This is a genomic window from Shewanella sp. SR44-3, assembly GCF_014163735.1.
Taxonomy (GTDB): domain Bacteria; phylum Pseudomonadota; class Gammaproteobacteria; order Enterobacterales; family Shewanellaceae; genus Shewanella.
Map to the genome: position 1 here is coordinate 11,539 of NZ_JACJDV010000023.1, position 18,782 is coordinate 30,320.

Annotated in this window: 17 protein-coding genes; 13 read left to right on the forward strand and 4 right to left on the reverse strand. The window is 45.1% G+C overall.

All coding sequences use genetic code 11. The features are described from left to right. Positions 1-185: 185 nt before the first annotated feature. Positions 186-1,088 carry a DNA-binding transcriptional activator PunR gene (gene punR, locus H5073_RS12135; protein ID WP_182679867.1) on the forward strand — a complete coding sequence of 301 codons (903 nt, stop codon included), beginning with the start codon at positions 186-188 and terminating at the stop codon, positions 1,086-1,088. Here the strand turns inward: punR and H5073_RS12140 are convergent. Then, positions 1,080-2,078, reverse strand: a complete 999-nt coding sequence (locus tag H5073_RS12140) for a hypothetical protein (protein ID WP_182679834.1) — start codon at positions 2,076-2,078, stop codon at positions 1,080-1,082. The genes punR and H5073_RS12140 overlap by 9 nt on opposite strands. A gap of 412 nt (positions 2,079-2,490) precedes the next feature. Here H5073_RS12140 and H5073_RS12145 point away from each other — a divergent pair, with 412 nt between their 5' ends. The 7 genes from H5073_RS12145 to H5073_RS12175 all read left to right on the forward strand — a co-directional run bounded on the left by H5073_RS12145 (position 2,491) and on the right by H5073_RS12175 (position 9,330). Next, positions 2,491-2,937: a cytochrome c gene (locus tag H5073_RS12145; RefSeq protein ID WP_182679835.1), complete on the forward strand. Its 447-nt coding sequence runs from the start codon at positions 2,491-2,493 to the stop codon at positions 2,935-2,937. Between the two features lie 15 nt (positions 2,938-2,952). Further along, complete coding sequence (locus H5073_RS12150) at positions 2,953-4,368, forward strand: cbb3-type cytochrome c oxidase subunit I (RefSeq protein ID WP_182679836.1); 1,416 nt, start codon at positions 2,953-2,955, stop codon at positions 4,366-4,368. 277 nt (positions 4,369-4,645) lie between these two features. Continuing rightward, the gene (locus H5073_RS12155; RefSeq protein ID WP_182679837.1) at positions 4,646-6,658 is read left to right on the forward strand and encodes a nitric oxide reductase activation protein NorD; all 2,013 of its coding nucleotides are present in this window, start codon (positions 4,646-4,648) and stop codon (positions 6,656-6,658) included. A gap of 85 nt (positions 6,659-6,743) precedes the next feature. After that, on the forward strand, positions 6,744-7,550 hold the full coding sequence (locus H5073_RS12160) for a CbbQ/NirQ/NorQ/GpvN family protein (protein ID WP_182679838.1): 807 nt from the start codon (positions 6,744-6,746) through the stop codon (positions 7,548-7,550). Positions 7,551-7,558: 8 nt separating this feature from the next. Continuing rightward, entirely contained in the window at positions 7,559-8,236 is a 678-nt protein-coding gene (locus H5073_RS12165; protein WP_220488051.1) for a cytochrome c oxidase subunit 3 family protein, read from the forward strand. Positions 8,237-8,260: 24 nt separating this feature from the next. Beyond that, the gene (locus H5073_RS12170; protein WP_182679839.1) at positions 8,261-8,557 is read left to right on the forward strand and encodes a cytochrome C oxidase subunit IV family protein; all 297 of its coding nucleotides are present in this window, start codon (positions 8,261-8,263) and stop codon (positions 8,555-8,557) included. Positions 8,558-8,694: 137 nt separating this feature from the next. Further along, positions 8,695-9,330: a sulfotransferase gene (locus H5073_RS12175; protein WP_182679840.1), complete on the forward strand. Its 636-nt coding sequence runs from the start codon at positions 8,695-8,697 to the stop codon at positions 9,328-9,330. Between the two features lie 183 nt (positions 9,331-9,513). On the opposite strand, the gene msrA is transcribed toward H5073_RS12175, so the two are convergent. Next, entirely contained in the window at positions 9,514-9,993 is a 480-nt protein-coding gene (msrA, locus tag H5073_RS12180; RefSeq protein ID WP_182679841.1) for a peptide-methionine (S)-S-oxide reductase MsrA, read from the reverse strand. A 257-nt stretch (positions 9,994-10,250) separates the two neighbouring features. Here msrA and astE point away from each other — a divergent pair, with 257 nt between their 5' ends. From astE to nadA, 5 genes are all read left to right on the forward strand, one after another. Beyond that, a complete protein-coding gene (gene astE / locus H5073_RS12185) occupies positions 10,251-11,291 on the forward strand; it encodes a succinylglutamate desuccinylase (RefSeq protein ID WP_182679842.1) in 1,041 nt (346 codons plus the stop codon). Between the two features lie 153 nt (positions 11,292-11,444). Beyond that, the gene (locus H5073_RS12190; RefSeq protein ID WP_182679843.1) at positions 11,445-12,623 is read left to right on the forward strand and encodes a thiamine pyrophosphate-dependent dehydrogenase E1 component subunit alpha; all 1,179 of its coding nucleotides are present in this window, start codon (positions 11,445-11,447) and stop codon (positions 12,621-12,623) included. Positions 12,624-12,626: 3 nt separating this feature from the next. Next, on the forward strand, positions 12,627-13,604 hold the full coding sequence (locus H5073_RS12195; protein WP_182679844.1) for an alpha-ketoacid dehydrogenase subunit beta: 978 nt from the start codon (positions 12,627-12,629) through the stop codon (positions 13,602-13,604). 9 nt (positions 13,605-13,613) lie between these two features. Further along, on the forward strand, positions 13,614-15,245 hold the full coding sequence (locus H5073_RS12200; protein WP_182679845.1) for a dihydrolipoyllysine-residue acetyltransferase: 1,632 nt from the start codon (positions 13,614-13,616) through the stop codon (positions 15,243-15,245). Between the two features lie 102 nt (positions 15,246-15,347). Then, positions 15,348-16,415, forward strand: a complete 1,068-nt coding sequence (nadA, locus tag H5073_RS12205) for a quinolinate synthase NadA (RefSeq protein WP_182679846.1) — start codon at positions 15,348-15,350, stop codon at positions 16,413-16,415. A 146-nt stretch (positions 16,416-16,561) separates the two neighbouring features. Here nadA and gap read toward each other — a convergent pair whose 3' ends face one another. Further along, on the reverse strand, positions 16,562-17,572 hold the full coding sequence (gene gap, locus H5073_RS12210) for a type I glyceraldehyde-3-phosphate dehydrogenase (protein ID WP_182679847.1): 1,011 nt from the start codon (positions 17,570-17,572) through the stop codon (positions 16,562-16,564). A gap of 231 nt (positions 17,573-17,803) precedes the next feature. After that, positions 17,804-18,661, reverse strand: a complete 858-nt coding sequence (locus H5073_RS12215) for a DUF2989 domain-containing protein (protein ID WP_182679848.1) — start codon at positions 18,659-18,661, stop codon at positions 17,804-17,806. Between the last annotated feature and the right edge of the window lie 121 nt (positions 18,662-18,782).

The window sequence follows — 18,782 nt, forward strand, 5'->3', positions numbered from 1 at the left end:
GCTAGCTTAATGCTTTGCTAAATTAGCTGGAAACGTTAATTTTTGACAATTGTCATCAAAAAAATTGATAAGAAGGGTGTGGGATACCTAGGCGAATGTTATTATTTCAGAGCTATTTGTTATTAGCGCTGTTTGTTATAAAAGCCGTTTGCCATAGATGTATTTCCCCGACGCTGAGGTTAGCCATGCTGTCACAACAGATGTTTGAATTAATTGATGTGGTTGCCCATACGGGCAGCTTTACCGCAGCCGCGAAAAAACTGCATAAGGTGCCGTCGGCGATAAGCTATTCCGTCAAGCAGATTGAAGCTGAGCTTGGGGTTGAGCTGTTTGTTCGCCACCATAGAAGCGTAAGTTTAACGCCTGCGGGTAAGCATTTCGCCACCAAAGCGCGGGTGTTTCTCAATGATCTGGAATTGATCAAACGTGACACCTTGCGGGTGGCCAATGGCTGGAAGCCCAGCTTATCCATTGCGCTGGACAACATAGTCAGAACCGACAGTGTCCATGCATTAATCGCCGATTTTTATCGCCAATTTCAAGATGTTGAGCTCATTATTCGCATTGAGGTGTTTAATGGTGTCTGGGAAGCGCTCAAGACAGGCCGCAGTGATATCGCCATTGGCGCCACCACGGCAAACCCTGTGGGCGGGACCTTTAAATTCACCAATATGGGTGACATTGATTGGCTGTTTGTGGTCAGTTTCGATCATCCATTGGCATTGATTGAGCGGCCATTAGAGGATGCTCAATTACGGGGTTTCCCCTCTATCTGCCTTGAAGACACATCACGAGAGTTGCCAAAAAGGATCACTTGGCTGCTTAATGAGCAGCGGCGATTAGTGGTGCCTGACTGGCACAGCGCCACCAACTGTTTTGTCCAAGGTTTAGGCATAGGCTATATGCCGGCCCATTTGGCGGGGCCTTTGATTGAGTCAGGAAAGTTGGTCAGTAAAGCGCTTTATAATGTTAAACCGCCGAGCCCTTGTTGCTTGGCATGGAATGATGAGCAAATGTCGCCCGCTTTGGCATGGGTATTGGCGTATCTAGGTGATGGCGAACAGCTTCACCATCAATGGTTAGCTTAAGATCAGCGCTTGTTGGCAAAGGGCCAGTTGCTCACGTATGGGATCTAAATATTGAGAGGCGGCATTGTCTGCCAAATACCAATAGCGCGGCAGTGTATCGGCACTGGCGTGACGCATTTTTGGGTGTTGCTGCAAGCTGTGATCAATAAATAAGGCTTCAGCCTTTATCAACGCCGCTTGTAGTTGCTGTTTATTAAGACTGCTTTGCCAGTGACTTATCGCAACTTGGCTAAGGTCTGCAAGTTGTTTTAAGCTTGCGTGATATTGGCGGGTATTTAACGGGGCACAGCTTGCAAGCTGATGCAGTAAAGCAAAGGCGGCGTTTTGATTGGACAGCTTTTCGCTAACCAATACACTCCCTGCTAATACATCTTGTTCAGGCAAGCATAACTCAGGCCAGTTCACTGAATGCTGAACTGAGTTTGAGGCTTGAGTGTTCATTAAGGTTTTAGCATGGCCCTTTGTCATGATCTCAAGGGCGATGCGCCGTTCTCCTAGCCAGTTGTGAACGATACAAGGTAAGTGTTCATCGATACTCATCTGTGGGGGTCTTGCAAGACTTGGCAGTAATGACATGCGGCTCACTTGCACTGGGGCATGTTGGCTTAACAATGCAAAACAGCTTAAGCCAGAGGATGGCCAGCAATTGAGCTTACATTTCAGGCTTTGGGCCATGGCATCGAGTTGTAACGTGAGCCGTTCACATTGGCTTTGCGTCAGTTGATTTGATTGCACCACAAAGGCGGCGTCAGACTGAGCATAACCGCCATTGGCGATATTGATGATGACACTGCTTGATGCTGCGTTTTTTACTGATGTTGCCTCTATTTGGCTAAGGGCTTGTGCTTGGCTAAGGTTTTCTATCTCGCTAACGGCTTCTGTACCATTAAAAATGAAGCTTAGGCCTTGGCTGAGGGGCTGCCATTTACCACCGGCGTTACCGACTATCTGTACTTGTCTGAGTTGCTCTGTGGTGAATGGGGGGATCATCAAAACGTGGCCTTAAAGTGAGTTCGATTCAGTAGATGGTAATGAGTCAATGCTTAGGCTCAGGTGTGGGAGAATTCTAACGGATTTTCAACCAGAGCAACAGTCTGACGAAAGTGGGCACTATTCTTGGGTTATTGCATAGATAATTAAGTTTGATTAAAAATAAAGCTTAACGGTCAAAAACCAATCAAATAACAATTCAATTAATCACTTAGCCATGCTTCAGCCTTGTCTAATTAACAGCTTGGCTAACTAAATGATGTCCAATTAACAACGGCGAGCGTTGTTAATTGGACTCCCCCCGTTGTGCTTAACCAAGAAATTTTACAAATATCATTTAAAAACATGAGCTTAAACCTTGGCATGGCATTTGCTTTGTAGAGAGTGAAAATTATCTATCAAGGAGTCGTTAATGGCTGAAAAATTTACAAAAAGTATGGCTCGTAATATTTATTACGGCGGCAGCTTTTTCTTCTTGTTACTGCTGTTCGGTTTGTCGGTGGATACAGTCCGTCAACTGCCAAAGCGGGAAAATAGGGAAGCGCTGACAGAGCATGTAGTCAAAGGCAAGGGCTTGTGGGAAACCAACAATTGTATCGGTTGTCACAGCTTGATGGGCGAGGGCGCTTATTATGCACCTGAGCTTGCCAATGTGTTCGATAGACGTGGTGCGGGCAATGAAGCCGCATTTAAAAGTTATCTACGTGCATGGATGAATGCCCAGCCTTTGGCTATTCCTCATCGCCGTAAGATGCCGCAATTTAACTTAACTGATGCTGAAATCGATAACTTGGCGGAGTTTCTGATCTGGACCTCCAGGATTGACGATAACAATTGGCCACCGAATATCGAAGGTTAAGGAGAGGATAAAAATATGAAGTATGAATCTCAACGAATTGCAAAACAGTATTTTATCTTTGCGATGATTTTATTCGCAGGACAAGTTATTTTTGGCTTGCTCATGGGCGTGCAATACCTAAATGGTGATGCAGGTTTCCCTTATATTCCCTTTAACGCAGCCCGTATGGTGCACACAAATTTATTGATCGTGTGGATGTTGTTTGGCTTTATGGGGGCAAGTTATTACTTGGTCCCAGAAGAGGCTGAAACCGAGCTTTATAGCCCCATTCTTGCCAAAATCACCTTCTGGGTGTTTGTGGTCGCGGGGGTTGCTACCATTCTTGGTTACTTATTAGTGCCCTATGCTGAGCTTGCTCGCATCACTAAAAACGAATTGTTTCCTACCATGGGACGTGAGTTTTTAGAGCAACCGACCATTACCAAGATAGGTATAGTGTTAGTCTGTTTGTCTTTCGTGTTTAATATTGCAATGACAATATTAAGAGGCCGTAAGACAGTGATTAATATGGTATTGATCACAGGTCTTGCAGGTCTTGCTTTCTTCTACTTGTTCTCGTTCTATAACCCTGACAGCTTAACCATGGATAAATATTTCTGGTGGTTTGTGGTGCATTTATGGGTTGAAGGCGTGTGGGAGCTGATCTTAGGCGCATTATTGGCCTTCGTGTTGATTAAAGTGACTGGGGTTGACCGGGAGCACATCGAAAAATGGCTTTATGTGATTATTGCCATGGCGCTTATCTCAGGGCTTATCGGTATGGGTCATCACTACTTCTGGGTTGGTCCACCAAGATACTGGTTATGGATGGGATCCTTTTTCTCCGCATTAGAGCCTGTGCCTTTCTTCATGATGGTGCTATTCGCCTTTAAAATGGTTAAAGAGCGTCGCCGTGAGCATGGTAACAAGATTGCTACCACTTGGGCTCAAGGCACTGCAGTCATGGCATTCCTTGGTGCGGGTGTTTGGGGCTTCTTACATACCTTAGCGCCAGTGAATTATTACACACACGGTTCACAACTTACCGCAGCTCATGGTCATTTAGCCTTCTTTGGTGCTTATGCCATGGTGGTGATGTGCATGATTTCCTACTCTATGCCGGTAATGAATGGTCGTCCTCAAGGTAACAGTGCCAAGGCACAAAAAGTTGAGCGTTGGGCATTTTGGCTAATGTGTATTGGTATGCTAGGCATTACCTTTGCGCTAACGGCTGCGGGTATTTGGCAAGTTGCATTGCAGCGCCTGCCTGATGCGGGTGAAGCCTTAAGCTTTATGGCAACCCAAGATGCTATAGCGCCTTTTTACATCGCCCGTTTGTTGTTTGCCTTAGTATTTACCGCAGGTGTTGTGATGTATTTTGCAAGCTTTGTGGTCGCCAATCGGGATGCCAAGCAAAATCCTAACGAAAACCTAGCGGCACAAACAGCGTAGCTATTAAGCGGGGCTGCTATTGTAGAGGTTAGCAATGGCAGTCCCACTTATTACGGCTATTGATGGTCATGAGTCCGAGTTTACAGCGGGCTAACCTGAGCCAACACAGTTAAGTCAGCCTTGTAAGTTTCCACCCTTCTTACTTGGCTGCACTTTTTATTAGTGATTAGTTATTGGCTAATCGATATTGGAAGCCGTACTTATTGGACCATGAGCCATAAGCCGGCAAGAACACCGAACATACCGAATTCATATTACAGCAGTTTAAGAGGTCTCAATGGAAGAAGTCGTCGGTAAAATATGGGACAAATGGTTAACATCGCAGGTGACCACAGACCATGTCGATGCCAAGGTCCATTTTAGTGATTTACAATCTCAATTGCTGGTGTATTACCGTGCCATGGGCGGCGATGGCGCTAAAAGCCTTGAAATGGCAGAAAGACGCGACTTGAATATTCGCCGCACCACAATGCAGAAAATAGCCGGTAGCCATAAACAGTTTTACTTAAGCTGGCAAGATGAGCGCAGCCTAAGACTGCCACCGTCTATCGCGTTATTTGCTGACAAAACCCTGAATCAATCCTTATATTTTTGGCTTACCGCCTTGGCCGCGCAGTTGGATAAGCAGCGCCGCAGTCGTCTGAATAATGATGAAGCTAACCACAGCCAAACTAACCGCAGCCAAGCTAACAATAGCCAAGTAGCCACAGCTGTGATGACCGATTGGTTTAATGATAACCAACAGGCAAGCTGTGAGCTTTTAAGCAAATACGCCGGTCTTAGGCGCCTTTACAGCACCTTAGCCCATGAAGTCTTACGTCTGCGTACGGCTGAAAGCTTAGCTATGGCTAATGTAAATAGGGCTAGCGCTGGACAGCCTGATACGGGCACGCCTAAAAAGACCGGCATGTTCTTTTTTAATCACGATGATGGCCTAGCGCAGGCAGAAAAAGCCGTGATGACAGTGATTAAAATCCCAGGTTCAATGAATACACTCCCCCATTGCAGTAAAGATGTGCACCCTGTGCCGCTGTGGCTTTATCCTCCCATCGAAAACTTAGGCAGTGGTGCAAATTTTGATCCTTTGGATGATAAGAGCCAGCAGTCAAAGCCTAAGCACAAGTCCGGCGAGCTGCCCACAATCGAGCCGCGAAAAAAAGCCCAATACGTGGATGATAATCGCAAAACCGATGGCTTATTAGTGTTTCAAGCCGAAGCCTTGATGACTTGGACTGAACAAATTAATTTAGACCGCTGCCAAAGTGATGAAGATGATGATGCAGACATTACTGATATCGCAGAAGATTTAGATATCATTAGCTTGTCCCGCCACAGAAAAGCCAATGCTGCCCGCATCCGTTTTGATTTAGATTTACCCGCCGCCGCCCAAGATGATTTACGTCTAGGTGAGGGGATATTATTGCCAGAGTGGGATTATAAACAGCAGCGCTTAGTGGAAAACGCCTGCGTGCTGCAAACCATGATAAGCGATGAGGTGGAGCCGATTGCTTTATCCAGCGAATACCAAAAGTTAAGCCAAGATATTCTGGCATTATTTGCCCACATTGGTTTAACACCCAGCCGCAGAAAAGCCCAGCCAAGTGGCGATGAAATTGATCTTGATGCCTGGCTTGATAATCATGCCCAGCCAGTCAAAGACAGCAGTAAACAGGCATTTTACCTTGATACCCAGCGGCAGAACAGGGACGTCAACTGTCTAATTTTGGCGGATTTATCATTATCGACCGAAGCCTATATTGACGATAACCAGCGGGTGATTGATGTTATTCGCGACAGTTTAATGGTGTTCAGTGAAGCGCTAACTCGCCTTGGGGATGAGTTTGCCTTGTATGGGTTTTCATCTGTGCGCAGCCAACATGTGCGCTTTCATATCCTTAAAAATTTTGACATGCCCCACAGCGATCACGTTCGCGGCCGCATTGCCCGCATTGAGCCTGGCTATTATACCCGCATGGGCGCGGCCATTCGCCAATCCAGCGAGTTACTGAGTCAAAGGGGCGGCGCCAATAAAGTGCTACTTATCATCACCGACGGTAAACCTAACGATTTAGACAAATACGAAGGCCGCTACGGCATTGAAGACACTCGCCAAGCCATAGTGGAGGCAAAATTGTTAGGCTTAGTGCCGTATTGCGTCACCATAGATAAAAAAGGTCATGATTATTTACCTTATCTATTTGGCAGCAACGGTTTTTCTATCGTCAGTAACGCCAGTGAATTACCCCGTGTGCTGCCGAAGATTTACTTACATTTAACGACCGCGCATTGATGTGTTTATTTCAATTAGCGTCGAGAACCCCCCGATCCTATTTAACGATTAACAACTAACAATTTTGCCTAAAAGCGAGACTGCCATGACAACAAATATCAAGATTGATGACCAAGCGGCAAATCGCTGCTACTACCAAGTGCAAGGTAGTGAGGTTGAGATTTTCAGCTTCGCCCAAGCTCATGATTTACCTGTACTTATCAAAGGCCCCACTGGCTGTGGTAAGACACGTTTTGTGGAATTTATGGCACAAAGTTTAGGCCGTGAATTAGTGACGGTATCTTGTCATGACGATTTAACCGCCGCCGATTTATTGGGGCGTCATCTAGTCAGTTCAGAAGGTACCTTCTGGCAAGACGGGCCGCTGACCCGCGCGGTGCGCCATGGAGGTATTTGCTACCTAGATGAAATTATTGAAGCCCGTAAAGACACGACCGTAGTGCTGCACTCATTATCGGATCATCGCCGAGAGCTGCACCTTGAACGCACCGGTGAAGTGATCAAAGCCCACAAAGATTTTATGCTGGTGGTGTCTTATAACCCAGGTTATCAGAATATGATGAAGGGCCTTAAACCCAGTACCCGCCAGCGCTTTGTTGCCATGTCATTTGATTACCCAACCCCTGAAAAAGAAGCGGAAATTTTAGTCCATGAAGCGGGCATAACCACAGAGCTTGCTAATACGTTAGTCAAACTTGGGGCTGATATTCGCCGTTTAAGTGATATTGATTTAAAGGCTGCGGTATCGACGCGATTACTTATTTATGCTGCCAAAATGATGTCCAGCGGTTGCCATGCACAAATGGCGTGTTTGCATTGTATTATTGAACCATTAACCGATGAAAAACAGACCATAGCCGCCCTAAGCCAACTTGTTAACGCACATTTCTAAGCTTAGTCATGACAGAGCAGGCGCTTGACGCTAAGCCAGAAGGTGAAGCCAAGCTGGCACAGGAAGATAACTCGGCACTGGAAGACAAGGTTTCATTCGAAGATAACTCGGCACTGGAAGGTAAACCACTTAACCCAGAGCCGCCAGGTTCCATGGCGGTTTGGGTGTTTATCTACGCAGAGCTTACTGAATTTGGGCTGTTTTTTATCTTATTTCTGGTGGCAAAAGCTTATTTCCCTGAAGATTTTAGCCAAGGGCCAGCAAAATTAAGTACCTTTGCAGGGCTTGCTAATACCTTAATTTTACTCACTAGCAGTCTATGTGTCGTGAATGCCATCAGGGCGATAAAGTCAGGTAAGCCTCGGGTGACTGTGAATTGGCTGCTACTCACCATTGCCGCTGGGGCATTGTATTGTGGGGTTAAATATTGGGAGTATGGCCGCAATGAAGCTCTAGGCATTAGCCCTCGGGATGACTACTTTATTGCCGCCTACTATTACATAGGTTTTAATCACTTGCTCCATGTGCTCATCGGCATGGCAAGCATAGGTTTTGTGGCAACATTAACGGCTTTGGGTTTCTATGACGGGCAAAACCATGAAGGCTTAGAGAGCGCGGCGACCTACTGGCACATGATAGATCTGGTGTGGATCATCATCTTTCCGCTGCTATACGTGTTGCATTAACTGAGAACAATAGGGTGATGATATATGGCCAGTAAAGTGATTAAGCGGCTGTTGGCGGCACCTGTCACGGTGTGGATGGTGTTAATTTTGCTGACATTAATCAGTGCCGCCTTTGCTGATTCTAGCGTTAGTCAAACGAGTGTAGGCTTAAGCAAGTTAAGCTTATTGTTAGTCGGTGTCATCGTGCTCGTAAAGGGTAATCTAGTGATTGACTATTTTATGGGGCTTAAACACACAAGGGGCTGGCCAGTACGAATAATGAAAACCTACCTTGCACTTATGTTAGCGCTGATCGCTAGTCATTTCTTTCGTTTTCTTTGATACAGGCACGGCTGTAACGGGCAATAAGTGAAGAGTCACGGCTTTAGCTGCAATGAATAAGTTTTTTAATATTTATCTCCATCTGCGCAGTGGTTACATTTATACTTACGGCCATTTTTGGCAATGAGCAGTATCAAATGTCTAAGATTTTTATTATCGGTCTCCCAAGAACCGGAACCACCAGTATCAGCGTTGCGTTATTGGAAATGGGGCTGAAAGTGGCTCATACGGCTTTTACAAAAAAAGCATTTGAAATGGCCGATGCAATCTCAGATGCGCCCTGTTTTAGTGACTATGTGCACTTAGATGCATTATTTCCAAACGCAAAATTCATTTATTTAACCAGAGATACGGCTAAATGGGTACCGTCTATGACTATGTTACTTGAAAAAATGGCACCTCATTTAGAACCAAAAACAGGCAAGTTCAACCCTATCTTAAAGCGCAGTTTTCATCACACGTTCTCGTTAACATTTCCCTTAACTGAGGATGAGCTAATTAACTGCTATTTGCGTCATGAGCAGGCTGTGTTTTCTTATTTTAAAGGCCGTAATGATTTTATATCGATTGACATCAGTGAGTCTGGCAGTTTGCTGAAAATAAAGCAGTTTCTAGGATTGAAAGCTCAAGGGGAGACAGATTTTCCTAAGTTAAATGTGGGGCGTAATGTGGCCAGCTGGCAGGAATACAAGCATCCGAACAAGATTAATTCAAATTTGGCAGGGCCTGAGCATAGAAAGTATTTCGATTACTTATTAACAGAACACTCCTAAATACTAGAAGTGTATTCATCTACCCTAAGAGGCAAATCAAGCATGAATAAGGCTACTGTACAAGCGCCAGCTTGGGCGCTTGTCTCAAGTTGGGCTTATCTCTTTAAAGAAAATCCTGTTAGTCGTAGCCATGGGAGCGCGAGTTGAGCCGTAGTTCTTAGAGGACGCCCCCAATGGATTGACTTAATAGGTTAAATGACAGCTCGGCAGGTCATTTTTCTCTAAATAATTCTGATGGTATTCTTCGGCAATATGGAATGTCTGTGCCGGTACGATTTCAGTGACTATGTGGCGCAGGCCCCATTTACCACTGCGAGCTAGTGCGAGTTTTGATGCTTCAGCCAGTTGCTTTTGCACTTTATCGTGGAAAAATATCGTGCTGCGATATTGGCTGCCAATGTCGCCGCCTTGCATGTTTAGCATAGTCGGATTGTGATTTTTCCAAAACACATCCAGCAGTGCATCGAAACTCACGACCTCAGGGTCGAACTCAACTTGTACCACTTCTGCGTGCCCTGTGGTGCCCGTTTTGACTTCTTTATAGGTAATCGCACTGTCTTTTCCACCCATGTAGCCACAGGTAGCATTCGTCACACCGTCGACTTCGCGAAAAAAATGCTCCACACCCCAAAAACAACCTGCACCGAATGTTGCTAACGCCATGACTACACCTTAGTTACTGATTTATTGAATGGATGTCATCGACGGCTATGAATGAACCCGAGAGTTCAGATTAAACTCTTTATAGAAGTCTAGACGTCCGAGAGTTTGATGCTTTAGGATCACATTTGCAAGAAAATTTTCTTGCAAAGTGATAAATAATGACTATTTTCGCGGTTGAAGTTACTTCTTTGTCACTTGTGTTAGAATCAGTACCCTTATGTAATCCAATCCTTTTTTGCCTGTTTAAGGAGCATACCGTGCAACACGAGCTTATGGAAACCCACGACTTTTTGGCTTTTACTCTGGCCCATCCCGATGGCATTGCTCAACGCTTTAGTTTTGAATTGGGGCAGCACACCCAGGTTGAAGTTTGGGATACCGGCGTTATCGCTTTTATGCCAAAAGAAAAGTCAGCAACCGCCAAACAGGTAATTCTATCTTGTGCTGTCCATGGCAATGAAACTGCGCCAATTGAAATCTGTAATCGCCTGATCAGCGAATTATTAACGCAAAAAGTACAGGCCAAACAGCGCACCTTATTCTTGATTGGCAATCCGCCTGCTATCCATAATCAAACCCGTTTTATTGAAGAAAACATGAACCGCCTTTTTAGCGGCGCACATTCTAAAGGTGAGGGGTTAATTCACCCAGAGCGCGTTAGAGCTAAAGCCTTAGAAGACTATGTGGCCGAGTTCTACCAAGGGGCACCAGCAGAGGAGCAGCGCATTCATTATGATTTACACACTGCAATTCGCCCCTCTAAGCACGAAAAGTTCGCCATTTATCCTTACAGGCCCGGGCGCGCTTACAGTGGCGAGCAGATCATGTTTTTAGCAGCATGTGGCGTTGATACCATCTTATTCCATCATGAACCGACCACCACCTTCAGCTATTACTCATCCCAGCAATTTAATGCCGATGCGTTCACGGTAGAGCTAGGTAAGGTAATGCCATTTGGCGAAAACGACATGAGCCGTTTTGCGCAAACTCAAACTATGTTAACTAAGCTTGTTAGCGGTGAAAACCTAGGCTTAACTGCGTTTTCAGCCGATAAGGTGAACTTGTATAAAGTCTGCCGCTCTATTAATAAGCGTTATGATGATTTCGCCTTTAGTTTCGCCGATAAAGTTGAAAACTTCAGTGCCTTTAATCAAGGTGAGGTACTTGCCACTGAAGGCGGCGAGCAAGTCTTGGTGGAACAACCTCAGGAAGCTATCGTATTCCCGAATGCCAAAGTGCCCGTGGGTCAGCGTACTGTATTGTGTTTAGTCCCAGCGCCCAATGAAGATATTCGCTAAGCGTAAAGCAAATTATACAAGTAGCGAACAGGCAATTTTACCTAGGAGCATGAACAAGAGTTGATAGGTAGTTTACGTTAACGTAATGTTCATTGGCATATCAATAATAAATGGGTCAGTCTAGATACTGGCCACAAACAACAAGAGCACAATATGAGCAAAGCACCGCTGAACAACGAGACAGTGCACAGTGTCAGCTTCCTAGACAAAGCGTCATTGCACATTCCAATCTTGCGCATTTTACAAGCCGATGGCACCACCTATGAAAAAGCGGTGTTGCCAGTGATAGATCAAGCTCTAGCGACAAAAATCCACGATACCTGTGTGTTTACCCGTGTTTTAGATGAGCGCATGTTGGGTGCACAGCGTCAGGGGCGGATAAGCTTCTACATGACCTGTACCGGTGAAGAGGCTGCGGTTATTGGTAGCGCCGCCGCCTTAGATGATGAAGATGTTATCTTAGCTCAGTACCGTGAACATGCAGCATTACGTTATCGCGGCTTCACCACTGAACAGTTTATGAATCAGATGTTCAGCAACGAAAAAGATTTAGGTAAAGGCCGCCAGATGCCCATTCATTACGGCAGTAAGGCGCTTCATTACCAAACGGTTTCATCGCCACTGGCAACCCAAATCCCTCAAGCAACGGGTGTGGGTTACAGCCTTAAGTTACAGAAAAAACACAATGTGGCTATCTGTTACTTTGGGGAAGGCGCCGCCTCAGAAGGGGATTTTCACGCCGGAATGAACATGGCGGCAGTGCTTAAATCCCCGACTATTTTCTTTTGTCGTAACAATGGTTACGCCATTTCAACCCCAACTGAAGAGCAATACGCAGGTAATGGTATCGCCAGTCGCGGTGTGGGTTATGGCATGCATACTATTCGTGTTGACGGCAATGATATGTTAGCCGTATTGGCTGCGACGCAGCAAGCTAGAGCTTTTGCACTCGCCAATAATGCGCCGGTATTAATTGAAGCCATGACTTATCGCTTAGGTGCACATTCATCATCAGACGATCCATCGGGTTACCGCTCGAAAGACGAAGAAGCTAAGTGGAAACAACACGATCCCGTGCAGCGCTTTAAGCTGTGGATGATAAACAAGGGCTGGCTTAAAGAAGCTGACGACCTTAAAAAATATGAACAGTACCGTGAAGAAGTGTTAGCGGCGGTTAAGGTTGCTGAAAAAATTCCAGTGCCTCATCTAGATGAAATTATTGAAGACGTGTTTGATAAGCCAACACCTATGCTGAAAAAGCAACTTGCTGAACTTAAACAACATATCGCTAAGTATCCAACGTCTTACCCTAAAAGTGCTGGGAGATTATAAATCGTGCCTGAAATGAACATGTTACACGCCATCAATGAGGCGTTATCCATTGCCATGCAGACCAATGAGCGCACGGTAATTTTCGGTGAAGATGTGGGCCACTTCGGTGGCGTTTTTAGGGCAACTTCTGGCTTACAAGAAAAATTTGGCCGCGACCGTTGTTTTAACACGCCGTTAACTGAGCAAGGTATTGCAGGTTTTGCTAACGGTTTAGCCTCAAACGGCATGAATGCTGTCGCTGAAATCCAGTTTGCCGATTATATTTTTCCGGCCTTCGATCAAATTGTGAACGAATCTGCGAAATTTAGGTATCGCAGCGGTAATGAATTCGATGTGGGCGGTTTAACCTTTAGAACCCCCTATGGCGGCGGCATTGCCGGTGGTCATTATCACTCTCAATCTCCTGAAGCCTATTTTACTCAGACGCCTGGCCTTAAAGTGGTGGTGCCGCGTAATCCTGAGCAAGCTAAAGGTTTGCTATTGGCTGCTATTCGCGATCCCAACCCAGTGATTTTCTTTGAGCCTAAGCGTCTTTATCGTGCCTCTGTGGGCGAAGTGCCAGCGGGTGATTATGAAATTGAGCTAGGCAAAGCCGAAGTGGTTAAACAAGGTAAAGACATTACCTTAGTGGCCTGGGGCGCACAGATGGAAATTGTTGAGAAAGCCGCGGCGCGCGCTGAAGCTGAAGGCATTTCCTGTGAAATTATTGACCTTCGCACCTTAGCCCCGTGGGATGAAGACACCATAGCGACATCGGTGAAGAAGACCGGCCGCTTGCTGATTAATCATGAAGCGCCGTTAACCGGCGGTTTTGCTGGTGAAATAGCGGCTACTATTCAACAATCCTGTTTTTTACATTTAGAATCACCCATTAGCCGAGTGTGCGGCCTAGATACGCCATACCCACTTATTCACGAGAAAGAATACATGCCAGATGAGCTAAAGACCTTTGAAGCCATCAAGGCCTCAATGGCATTTTAGGAGTTAGGTATGATTAAAGATTTTATATTGCCCGATATTGGCGAAGGCGTGGTTGAGTGTGAGCTGGTCGATTGGTTAGTACAGGTTGGCGATGTAGTGGTTGAAGACCAACCCATTGCCGATGTAATGACAGACAAAGCCTTAGTGCAAATTCCTGCCCCATACCCTGGGGTTATCACTAAGCTGTATTACGCCAAAGGCGAAATCGCCATAGTGCATGCTCCCTTGTATGCGGTTGAAATGGCCGCTGATGATAGCCAAACTGACTCCTCACCGGCGACTCAGGCTCAAGCCAATGCAGCCGTTGAAGCCAGCAGTACACAAAGCAGTGCTGCCGCACCAAGCATGGCAACACAGCCTGTCACAGGCGTGGAAGTAGAAGACTTTTTACTGCCAGATATCGGTGAAGGTATCGTTGAATGTGAGCTGGTTGACTGGCTCGTTAACGAAGGCGATATGGTGGTTGAAGACCAACCCATCGCCGATGTGATGACGGATAAAGCCCTAGTGCAAATTCCGGCTATGAAAGCTGGCCGAATCGTTAAGCAGTATTACCGCAAAGGTCAGTTGGCCAAGGTGCATTCACCGCTATTTGCGATTGAAGTGCAAACTAGCACAGCAGTAGCTGCTACTAGTACTAGCCTTGATACTGTGGCTCACATGAGCGCGGCATCTAACAGCGCGGTGGCTGACGTTCAAGTTATTCAAGGTAAAGCCTTGGCAAGCCCTGCGGTAAGACGCATGGCAAGAGCGTTAGATATCAACATAGCCTTAGTGCCTGGCAGCGGTAAAAATGGTCGAGTTTATAAAGAAGATATTGAACGTTATCAGCATGTTGAGCAGTCTGAGTCTATAGCACCAACCCAGGCTGTGTGTCCCAAGGCACAAGCTTTGGCGTCATCCAGTGTTCAGCGCCAGGGGATTACAGCAGACGCAACAGACAGAGTTGAGCCCATTAAAGGGGTTAAGGCCGTTATGGCCAAGTTAATGCAAGAATCAGTCTCAACCATACCGCATTTTACCTATTGTGAAGAGTTTGACCTAACGGCATTAGTGGCGCTGCGTGAAAGCATGAAACAGCGTTACTCCAATGATGAAGTTAAGCTCACCATGATGCCTTTCTTTATGAAAGCCATGTCGCTTGCTATCACCGAGTTCCCTATTTTAAATAGCCAAGTGAATGCAGATTGTACTGAGCTTACGTATAAAGCGCGTCATAACATAGGCATGGCAGTTGACTCGAAAATGGGTTTATTGGTGCCTAACGTTAAAGATGTGCAAAATAAGAGTATCTTGCAGATAGCCGCTGAAATCACCCGCTTAACTGCTGCTGCTCGCAGCGGGCGAGTGAGCCCTGCGGATCTTAAAGAAGGCACTATCTCTATTTCTAATATTGGCGCACTTGGCGGCACAGTCGCTACGCCTATCATCAGCAAACCTGAAGTGGCCATTGTTGCTCTAGGCAAGTTGCAGGTATTGCCACGTTTTAATGAGAAAGGTGAAGTTGAAGCGCGCAAAATAATGCAAGTCAGTTGGTCTGGGGATCACAGAGTCATAGATGGTGGCACTATCGCCCGTTTCTGTAATCTGTGGAAACATTACCTAGAGCAACCTGAGCACATGTTGTTGACTATGCGTTAGGTATTAAGGCTAAAAAATGTAAAAGGGCGCACGTTGCGTCCTTTTGTTTTTTGCTGTGATTTCGTATAATCCTCCGAATAGAGTGATACCACTGGAAGTACTATGAGTCTTGCTGCACCTAAGATAGAAACCATTGAATATCCATTTCCTGCTAAGCCTGCGCTGTTGTCTGAAGCAGAAAAAAATGCTTATAAAGCTAGCATCAAACAGTTGCTAATAGAGAAAAATGCCGTATTAGTGGCGCACTATTATACTGACCCTGAAATTCAAGCGCTTGCTGAAGAAACTGGCGGCTGCGTCTCTGATTCTTTAGAAATGGCTCGCTTTGGCCGTGATCACCCCGCTAAGACCTTAATTGTGGCTGGGGTTAAGTTTATGGGGGAAACGGCTAAGATTTTAAGCCCAGAAAAAACCATTCTAATGCCAACACTTGAAGCGACTTGCTCATTAGATTTAGGTTGCCCGATTGAAGAGTTCAGCGCATTTTGTGATGCTCACCCTGATCATACTGTGGTGGTATATGCCAATACCTCTGCAGCGGTAAAAGCCCGTGCTGATTGGGTGGTAACCTCAAGTATTGCCCTTGAAATTGTTGAGCATTTAGATAGCCAAGATAAAAAAATTATTTGGGCACCAGACCGCCACTTAGGCTCATACATTAATACTCAGACTGGCGCAGATATGCTGCTGTGGCAGGGCGAGTGTATAGTCCATGATGAGTTTCAAGCTAAGGCATTGCGTGAGCTTAAGAAAATTCACCCTAATGCTGCCATATTAGTGCATCCAGAATCCCCAGCAAGTGTGGTGGAACTAGCCGATGCCGTCGGTTCAACCAGCCAATTAATCAAAGCGGCGCAGACCATGGAAAACGATACTTTTATCGTTGCCACCGACCGCGGTATTTTTTATAAAATGCAGCAAGCGGCGCCAGGGAAAACCTTAATTGAAGCACCAACTGGCGGTAATGGTGCCACTTGTAAGAGCTGCGCTCATTGCCCTTGGATGGCGATGAACGGCTTACAAGCGATTGCTGCATCACTTACTGATGTGGATAAATCTAAGCATGAAATTTTCGTGGATGATGAGTTAAGAATAAAAGCCCTTATCCCATTAACGCGTATGCTGGATTTTGCTAAAGACTTGAACATGAAAGTGAAGGGCAACGCTTAATCAACAATATAAACAATCGCGATTATTGAACCAGACTAAACCTCGCCCATGCGAGGTTTTTTTATTGCTTGGTTCATCTATTTGAATACTCAACAAAAAGCCTCGCAATGGCGAGGCTTTAATGTACAACGAGGTGCAATAACCGCTTACTTAGCGTTCATCAATGCCACTGCGTTGTCTAGCATGCGGTTACTGAAACCCCATTCGTTGTCATACCATGACATGACTTTCACTAAACGGCCGTTAACACGTGTTTGTGTTGCGTCAAAATTTGAAGAAAACGCATTGTGATTGAAGTCGATAGATACTAACGGCTCTTCGTTAATGGCTAATACTTCTGCCATTGCACCTTGCTTAGAAGCACGAGTCACAATTTCATTAATTTCTTCAACCGTAGTATCACGAGATGCTAGGAAGGTTAAATCCACTAAAGATACGTTAACGGTGGGTACGCGTACCGCTAAACCGTCAAATTTACCTTGAAGCTCTGGTACCACTAAACCTACAGCAGCAGCTGCACCGGTTTGAGTTGGGATCATTGACATGGCCGCAGCACGGGCGCGACGTAAGTCAGTGTGGTACACATCAGATAAACGTTGATCATTAGTATAAGCGTGAATAGTGGTCATTAAACCAGATTCAATACCAATTGCATCATTTAACGGCTTAGCAATAGGGGCTAAACAGTTAGTGGTACATGACGCATTTGAAATCACTGTCATGTCTGAGGTTAATACTTCTTGGTTAACACCGTATACCACAGTGGCGTCAACGTTTTTACCTGGCGCAGAAATAATAACTTTCTTCGCACCAGCATCTAAGTGTGGTTGAACCGCAGCTTTAGATGTGAATATACCAGTACATTCAAATACAACATCAACCTTTAACTCTGCCCAGGGTAACTTTGATGGGTCACGTTCTTGGAAGGTTAAAATCTTATCGCCATTAACATAGATGGCCTCTTCATCGTGATCCACTTTGGCATTAAAGCGACCATGTACAGAATCGTACTTGGTTAAGTGGGCGTTGATTGAAGCATCACCTAAATCGTTAAGTGCAACGATTTCAATTGGGTAATTCTTTTCACTTTCATAAAGTGCGCGTAAAACATTTCGACCGATACGGCCATAGCCGTTGATAGCAACGCGGATAGTCATCTGGTATCCCTCAGGTAATTGTAATTTGGTGACGGAAAACTTTGTCTGGTTGTAAAATTACCAAATTGGCAGCAGCAGTCAAGGTTTATCGTCATTGCATGGCTGTTTTGGCCAATTATTTCGTATTATTTTTACATAAGTCGCATTTTAGCTATTTTTAAGGCAACTAAGTTGCAATTTAGGTATTCGTTTACTTCAGGCTTAATATCGCGGTTAAAAGAGACCATACCGTTAAAAAAGAGCCGCCAGCTGACTCTGAGTAATATGGCCACTCATGATCGATGTCGCGATAGTTTTAGCTTGGGCATTAAACGTTTCCGCCAATAGCTTGTCTTGGTTTAGTAAGGCCAGTAATTGCTCATCAGAAGCACTTTTTTCTGTGATGGTTAAATTTATCTTGGTGAGTAAATAGACTTTGGCAAAGTGTTGCTGTTGCTGATGGACATTAGCAAGGCCTAATAACCAATCAGGGTTAAATTCATCGGAAAGGCTCATGGATATATCTGTATCGTCAGGATCGATAGGATCTGGCGAGCTAATCGCGGCAAACATTTTGCGATATATGTCTTTAGAGACATTGGCATCAACTTTTAAATAGTGAACCGCTAATTGCTGCAAAATTTCAACTTCCTGTATTTGATCTCGCTTAAAGGCGGCATTAATTAATTCAAAAGCCGCATGTTCATTAAAGCGGATCCAGCGATAGAAGGCGAGATAGACATCTGGGTTATCTTTGATGTGTTCTTGTAATTGGGCTAAATTTTGTGTGCTCACCGCAAAGGCTTTGCGTCTATCTAAGGTGCGATGAGTATTGATTATATGCTGCACACCAGAGGCAAGTTCGATGCACTTACTGTATTTCTCTAGCATGATTAATTGCTGATATAACTGTTTGCCTGTGTGCTGCTCAGTCTTTTTAAGGGCATAGCGATGCCGAATAAGGTCAGCTTTTTCAAATTTACACCAACTGTCTCGATGTAAATCTTCACAAAGTTCGGGATTATTTTTACAGATCACATCGGTATTTCGGTCATTTTCACAGCCAAATAAGCCGAAAATAGCTATCCCTAAACAAAATGATGTAAACATTACTAAATTCTTGTTCAAAAAGGACTCCATTTACTGAATTTATCTAATAAAATTACATATTTACCAGCCCTAAACTCTCTGGCTTAACTGTTCGCTTTTCATTACAATGTCGCTGACCAAA